Genomic DNA, 6,000 nt, shown 5'->3' with positions numbered 1-6,000 from the left:
CGATTGCCCGCGCTCCGGCCCGGTAGGACGGACGGCGGACGCTCAGCAGTGTCCGCAGTGGCTGCATCGCCGTTCCCGCGGCCGTCCCCTCACCGTTCCGGCGGCCGTCCCAACGGCCGGCGGGCGGCCGGGGCGGGGCCCGGATCGAGGGCCACGGGGATCAGCGCGTGCCGGTCACCGTGTCCGGCGGCGGCCCGGCATGAAGGTGAAGACCGCGCCGCCCAGCAGGACGACCGTGCCCGCCACCAGTCCGAGCGCCTGGAGGGCGCTGTGGCTGTCGGAGCCCGTCTCCGCCAGGCCGCCGCTGGAGGACGTACCGGCGGAACCGGAGCCGGACGAGGTGGAGCCGCCGCCCGAGGCGCCGCTCGCCTGCTCCGAGGTGTCCAGGGTCAGCGAGACCTCGGACTTGGCCGGGGTGCAGGTCGTCGTCGTACCCAGGGCCATCACCGTCAGCACACCCGGGGACAGGGTCGAACTCCCGGTCGCGCCCGGCTTGTAGGTGCCCGTCAGATCGGGGATCTCGATCGGGTCGCCGGACTTGATGGGCGCGGAGTTCGTCGGACCCTCCACATGGACCGTGCCCTTGTCGGCGCCCCCCAGGACCACCTCCATCGACGGCTTCACGGAGTCCGCGGGGATGTCCGCCGGGCTGTCCATCACCGACGCCTTGAACTGCACGGTGAGGTCGAAACTCCCGCCGTTCTTCTTCGCGTTGATCTGGACGGCCGAGGTGGCGTTCTTGTCTCCGATGGGCGTCTTGCACGCGTAGGGCACGGAGACCTCCTTGCCCGTGAAGTCGGTCTGCCCGCCGGATCCGCCGGTGTCACCGCCCCCGTCGGTCCCGCTGCCGCTCGGCGACGGGGTGGCCGAACCGCTCGGCGAACTCGGAGTCGGAGTCGGAGTGGGGGTGGGGGTCGGGGTGCCGCCCGAACCGCCACCGCTCGTCACCTTGATGGTCGCCGAGGGGTTCACCGCCTCCTTGGGCGTGCACTTGGTGTCGGTGGAGATCGGCTTGCTGACGTTGATGTTGTACGCGCCCGGGGTGAGCGTGACATCGCCCGCCGTCGTCAATTTCAGCTTGCCCGTCATGGCGGACAGCTTCATGTCGCTGTTCTTGGGGATGGCGGGGTTCTCGCGCGGTCCCTCCATCGCGATGTCCGCCGTCTGCGCGCCGCCCGCCTTCAGCGTCCCGGTGGGATTTACGGTGTTCGCGTCGAGGTCGAGGACGTCGGGGTTCTTCGAGGCGGCCTGGGTGAACTTCCAGGTGATGGTGACCTCGTCGCCCACCTTCGCCTCGGCGGGCGCGGTGATCTCCACCTTCGTGGTGCCCTGCACGGCGGGCAGCCCGGAGATCGCGGGCGGAATGCACTCCGTGCTGTACGACACCTCGGCGGCCTGCGCGGGGACGGCGGCCACTCCCAGCAGGATGCCCGCACCGCCGAGCATCAGCGCGACCCCGGCCGCGCCCGCTCTGCGGCCTCCGGCCCGTACCACTCTCCGTTGCGTGCTCACGTATGCCCCTTTCTCGTCTGCGTCGTCGGACCGTTCTCGTGCGGTGCGGAGAGCTGACCGTTCGCCCCGGTCCCCGGATCGGTCTCCGGGGTGAACCAGGGCAGGGCCGGAACGGGGGAGGCGGAGTCGTCCGCCGGTGTCCGGGAGGCGGGGTTCGCCCAGGGCAGGCGCAGGGTGAGCTCGCCCGGCCGCAGCCCCCGGTGCCGCCCCGCCCGCCCGGTCGACCTGCGGGGACGCACCCGGTCCACCAAGGCCATGCCGACGCGGAACACGGCGGCCGGGACGACCACGCAGAGCAGGATCCAGAAGACGGTGACTCCCCAGGGGCGGCCCACGCCCCACGGCTGCTCGGCGAGCACCTTCCCGCCGTACCTCAGCGAGATCGTGTAGTCGCCGTGCGCCCCGGCCGACAGTTCGACCGGGAGCCTGATCTCCGCCTTGCGGCCGGGCGCGATGCTGCCGCGCCACTGCTGTTCCTCCCACTGCGGGGCGAACACCCCGTGGGAGGTGCCGACCTGGAAGACCGGATTCTTCACGGGGCTGGTGCCGACGTTGCCGACGGTGAGGACGAGGGTGCGCGAGGGCGGTGACCCGAACCAGGTCAGCAGACCACTGGACCCGTCGAGCCGGGGATCGGTCAGCACCGAGATGCGGCCGCCGCTCTCCTCCTTCGGCAGCGGTTCGACCGCGTGGCCGGCCACCATGAAGACGGCGTCGGCCTCGGCCTTCTCCCCGGTGACGGTGGCGACATGCACCACGCAGGGGCAGGGCTTGGGCGGCTCGGCGACCGGCAGTCTCCTGCTGAAGCCGCCCTCGGCGTCGGTGGTGACGGCCCGTCCGTCGGCGTTGGCGCAGGAGTTGGTGCCGCCGATCACCCCGCGCGAGGGCACGGACTGCCCGCAGACCAGCATCATCAGCAGCGTCCCGGGCCGCCATCCGCTGCCGGTCACGGTGATCGAACCACCGGTTCCCGCCTCGGACTTGGACAGGGTGACGGCCGGCTTCCCGGCGGCGGCCACCGATCCCGCCGAGCCCACCACCGCCGACGGAACCAGGACGAGTGCCAGCACCGCCCCCAGCGCCGCCGCCCGTATCTTGCCGTCCAGGACGCTCACGACACCGCTCCCGTCAACTCGACTTCCTTGCCGCTCCGTTCACCGGCCCCGCCGTCCCGGACCCGGCGCCCGCGGCGCCCCGGCCCCGGCACCCCGGCCCGCCTCCGGTGCCGTACGACGGACAAGGCGGCGAACAGCGCCGCCAGGGCGCCCGACGCCGCGGCCACCGCGCCCCACGGCACCGACCGGACCTCCGCGGTCCCGGTCGCGCGCACCCCGCCCGCCGCCGTCACCGTCAGCCGCACCTTCGCCGCGTCGAACGCCGGCGGGCCGGTCCACGGCTCGTGGAGCGTGACGCGGCGGCCCGGCAGAAGCTCGACGGGCAGCGCGCGCGGGCCGCGGTCGAGCAGGGTGCCGAAGACCCCGCCGGCGTGCACGGCGAGCCGCGGAGCGAGGACCGTGGTGCCGCGGTTGACCAGTTCGTACGAGATCCCGCCGCCGCCCACCCTGACGTGCTCCACGGTCAGCGCCGACAACGCCGGTCCCGGCACCCGGAGCTGGACCCGGACCGCCGCGGTGCGGCCGCCGCCGCTCGCGACGATCGCGCCGGGATGGTCACCGGGCGCCGCCGCGGCCGGGACGCCGATGGTGAACGGCACGTCGGCGCGGGTGTGCGCCGGCACCCGTACGGACAGCTCCCGCACCGCGGTCCTGCGGCCGTCCGCGTGTCCGGCGAAGGCGATCCACGCACCCGTGTCCGCCGCCCGTTCACGCACCGTGAAGGCGCCGTCGGCCGTGTTGTCCGCGTCGGCGCCGCGCAGCCGGACCGTGACGGGCCGCGTACCGGGGTTGAGCACGGACACCGCGTCCTGGAGGACCGTGCCGGGCGCGCCCTCCGCGTAGACGGAGGGCCGTCCGTCGGGCGTGCCGCCCGCGGCCGGCACGACGGACCAGCCCTCGGCGGCCAGGGCCGTCGGTGCCGCGCTCAGCAGCACCAGGGTCAGGCCCAGCGCGCGGGCGGCGGGGAGTGCGTACGGCATGCGGCGGCTCCAGGTCGCGGTGCGGGAAGGTCAGCGGCGAACCGCCTGATGCCTGCGCGTCAGCCACAGCACACCTGCCGCGCCGGCGAGCAGGACCGTGCCGCCGAGGGTGCCGAGAGCGATCACGGAGTCCTCGGGGCCGGTCTGCGGGAGGGAGTCGCCGGAGTCGGTGCCGCTCTGGCTGCCGCTGGAGCCGGAGCCGGAGGAGCCCGAACCCGACGAACCCGAACCGCCGGCCGCCGTGACGTCGAGGGTCAGCGAGGGCCCCGGGCTGTTCGAGGGCGTGCAGGTGGTCGTGGTGCCGAGGGCCTTGATGGTGAGGACGCCCGCGGTGAAGGTGACCTTGCCGGACTTCTTCGGCGTGTAGGTACCGCTCAAGTCATTGATCTTGATGGGGGTGTTGGCCGGGATGGCGGCCGCGTTGGCCGGTCCGCTGACCGCCACCGTGCCGCTGTCCGCGCCGCCCACCTTGATGACGGCGCTCGGCGACATCGCGCCCTTGCCGAGCTCGACGGGGCTGGAGGAGACGCCCTTCTGCCAGGACATGGTGAGCTTGTACGCGCTGCCGCTCTTGACGCCCTTGATGTCGATGGGAGAGACGGCGCTCTTGTCGCCGATCGGCGTCTTGCACTGGTAGTTGACGTCCACCACGTCGGCCTGGGCTGCGGGGGCGGCCGTCAGCACCGCCGAGCCGGCCAGGGCCGCGGCGAACGCGAGCGCGGCGGTTCGTTTCTGGTACGTCCGGTACGTCACGGGATCGCCCTCATTCCTGACGGTACATCAGATCGGCCGTCAAGGTACGCCCGGTGACTTGTGGAGGGAAGACAAAGTGCGCGCCGGATCCATGGGGATCCGACACGCATCGGGTGGCGCACGAGGAAGGGTTCGAACCACTCAGGACGGTGGCCGGACCGAGGGGCCGGGGCCGGGCGGACGGGAAGTGCAGGACAGGCCTTGGGCTGTGTCCGCGAAGTCCCGCCCGCTCCCGGCGGGCGGACGACGCGACCTCGCGGTCACGGCCTAGGCCGGAGCGCCGAGTTCCGCCCAGACCGTCTTGCCCGTGACTCCGGGCGTCCGCAGGACCCCCCAGTCCAGGCAGAGCCGCTGCACGATGAACATGCCGTGGCCGCCGGGACGGCCGGCACGGTGCGGGGTGCGCGGTGCGGGCTGGCCCGACCCCCGGTCGGAGACCTCGATGCGCAGCACCTTGTTGTCGCAGGAGATCCGGAGCCCGTCCGGGCCCTCGGCGTGCAGACAGGCGTTGGTGACCAGCTCGGAGACGACGAGCAGGACGTCCTCGGCGGCCGCCCGGCGGTCGGCGCTCGGCGCGGGCAGCCAGCCCCACGCGTACAGCGCCTGCCGGGCGAAGTCGCGGGCGAGCGGCACGACGCCGCTCTCGCCGGCGAGGCTCAGCGACCGGACCTGACGGCCGACGGACACGGAAGCCGCTCCGGCGGCCGGGGAGGCGCCGCCCACGGGCGTCGCGCTCCGCGCGGACACCGCGGAAGCGCCGCCGTCGCCCGGCTCCGGGCCGCGGTCGCCCGGCGTGCAGGGCCGCGTGGTGCTCATCAGCGCTTCACCTCACCGATTCACCGGTTCACGATTCAAGACTCAGTACGCAGTACTCAGTACGGATGGAGCAACGGCTTTCGCCGCTGGTGGATCAACAACTTCCGCCGCCCCGGCCGCCGGCCCCCTGGACCGCCGGCGCATCCAGGATCTCTCCTGCCCGACGGAACCGTCCGAACACCCACTTTTTCGGCACGGACCCCGTGACGCCGGTAACGCGCCGATCACGCAGAGGCGCCCGGGGCGGGGACGACGACATGGCGGAAGGCCTTCGGCTCAGCCGGACAGCGCCGCTTCGAGCGTGTCGTGGACGGTGAAAACGGCCTCCGCCCCGGTGATCTCGAAGACCCGCGCGACCACCGGCTGCATCGCCGCCAGATGCACCCCGCCACCCGCGGCCTCGGCCTTCAGCCGGGCGCCGAGCAGCACATTGAGCCCGGTGGAGTCGCAGAACTCCAGACGGGAACAGTCGATGACCAGGCGCGCATACCCCTTTTCGAGGCAGCCATCGAGTGGCTCACGCAACAAATCGGCCGTGTGGTGATCGAGCTCACCCGCGGGAGTCACGACGGCACTCGTGCCCTCTTCCCGCACCTCGACAAGAAGCCGGCCAGACTGTGCGCTGCCGACCGTCCCGCGGTCCATGCCGTCTCACTTCCGAGTGTCGCGACTACTGACGTACGCACTCGAACACTACGCCTTCTCTACGTCACCCGACACCCGAACAACCCCATGAAAATGGACATTTCACCGCAGATGACACTTGCGGTGAGTTCGGGAAACCGGGTAGGGCTAGTAGAGACACCTATCCGACCCGGCCGGCT

At 72.6% G+C, this 6,000-nt stretch carries 6 protein-coding genes; all 6 read right to left on the bottom strand.

The genetic code is table 11. From position 1 onward, the window contains the following. Nucleotides 1-174: 174 nt before the first annotated feature. Nucleotides 175-1,446 (bottom strand): hypothetical protein, encoded by a 1,272-nt coding sequence (locus tag ACWEBX_RS28560; RefSeq protein WP_451887668.1) that lies wholly within the window; start codon nt 1,444-1,446, stop codon nt 175-177. A 62-nt stretch (nt 1,447-1,508) separates the two neighbouring features. Continuing rightward, entirely contained in the window at nt 1,509-2,618 is a 1,110-nt protein-coding gene (locus tag ACWEBX_RS28555) for a hypothetical protein (RefSeq protein WP_451887667.1), read from the bottom strand. A gap of 5 nt (nt 2,619-2,623) precedes the next feature. Next, nucleotides 2,624-3,607 carry a hypothetical protein gene (locus tag ACWEBX_RS28550; protein ID WP_451887663.1) on the bottom strand — a complete coding sequence of 328 codons (984 nt, stop codon included), beginning with the start codon at nt 3,605-3,607 and terminating at the stop codon, nt 2,624-2,626. 30 nt (nt 3,608-3,637) lie between these two features. After that, nucleotides 3,638-4,360, bottom strand: a complete 723-nt coding sequence (locus ACWEBX_RS28545; protein WP_451887662.1) for an LPXTG cell wall anchor domain-containing protein — start codon at nt 4,358-4,360, stop codon at nt 3,638-3,640. Between the two features lie 267 nt (nt 4,361-4,627). Then, nucleotides 4,628-5,176: an ATP-binding protein gene (locus ACWEBX_RS28540; RefSeq protein ID WP_451887661.1), complete on the bottom strand. Its 549-nt coding sequence runs from the start codon at nt 5,174-5,176 to the stop codon at nt 4,628-4,630. A 276-nt stretch (nt 5,177-5,452) separates the two neighbouring features. Then, entirely contained in the window at nt 5,453-5,821 is a 369-nt protein-coding gene (locus tag ACWEBX_RS28535) for an STAS domain-containing protein (RefSeq protein WP_451887660.1), read from the bottom strand. Between the last annotated feature and the right edge of the window lie 179 nt (nt 5,822-6,000).

This window comes from Streptomyces sp. NPDC005070, from assembly GCF_053600395.1.
The sequence above is the reverse complement of the archived record's forward strand: the minus strand, read 5'-3'. Positions and strand labels throughout refer to the sequence as shown.

Coding starts and splice junctions, on each gene's coding strand:
- ACWEBX_RS28560 (WP_451887668.1), bottom strand. CDS start 1,446: ATGCTCGGCGGTGCGGGCATCCTGCTGGGAGTGGCCGCCGTCCCCGCG.
- ACWEBX_RS28550 (WP_451887663.1), bottom strand. CDS start 3,607: ATGCCGTACGCACTCCCCGCCGCCCGCGCGCTGGGCCTGACCCTGGTG.
- ACWEBX_RS28535 (WP_451887660.1), bottom strand. CDS start 5,821: ATGGACCGCGGGACGGTCGGCAGCGCACAGTCTGGCCGGCTTCTTGTC.
- ACWEBX_RS28540 (WP_451887661.1), bottom strand. CDS start 5,176: ATGAGCACCACGCGGCCCTGCACGCCGGGCGACCGCGGCCCGGAGCCG.